This window comes from Mesorhizobium sp. M2A.F.Ca.ET.067.02.1.1 (assembly GCF_004023285.1).
Lineage (GTDB): Bacteria > Pseudomonadota > Alphaproteobacteria > Rhizobiales > Rhizobiaceae > Mesorhizobium.
In genome coordinates, this window is record NZ_RZSB01001481.1 from 1 (window position 1) to 396 (window position 396).

A 396-nucleotide genomic window follows, 5' to 3' on the forward strand; every position below is an offset into this window, starting at 1 on the left:
GCCGGACGGGCCGGCAAGCGCCAGCGTCTCCGCCGGGCCGATCTCGAAGGATACGTCATCGACTGCCGCGAAAGCCTTGCCGCCGCGATGGTAGCGCTTGGTGAGATTGGAGACGGCAAGCAGGATCATGCCGAGATGCCCTGTCGGTCAAGCGGAGGCTCGGCGTCGAGGCCAAGATGAGCGTCGAGCAGGGCGCGCGTATAGGCATGCTGAGGCGCGTTGACGATTTGACTGGTCTCGCCGAGCTCGACCAGTTCGCCATGGCGCAGCGCCGCGATGCGATTGGCGAGCGAGGCGGCGAGCGCGATGTCGTGACTGACGAAGATGAGCGTCATGCCGTCCTCCGTGACCAGCCTGCGGATCAGGGCGACGATCTCGGCCTGGGCGATGGTGTCG

At 66.4% G+C, this 396-nt stretch carries 2 pseudogenes; both read right to left on the bottom strand.

The annotated features are described in order from the left end of the window. A pseudogene (locus EOA28_RS40800) lies at positions 1-129 on the bottom strand (peptide ABC transporter ATP-binding protein); the annotation flags it as partial. Continuing rightward, positions 126-396 (bottom strand): annotated as a pseudogene (locus EOA28_RS38425) (ABC transporter ATP-binding protein); the annotation flags it as partial. The pseudogenes EOA28_RS38425 and EOA28_RS40800, both read right to left, overlap by 4 nt.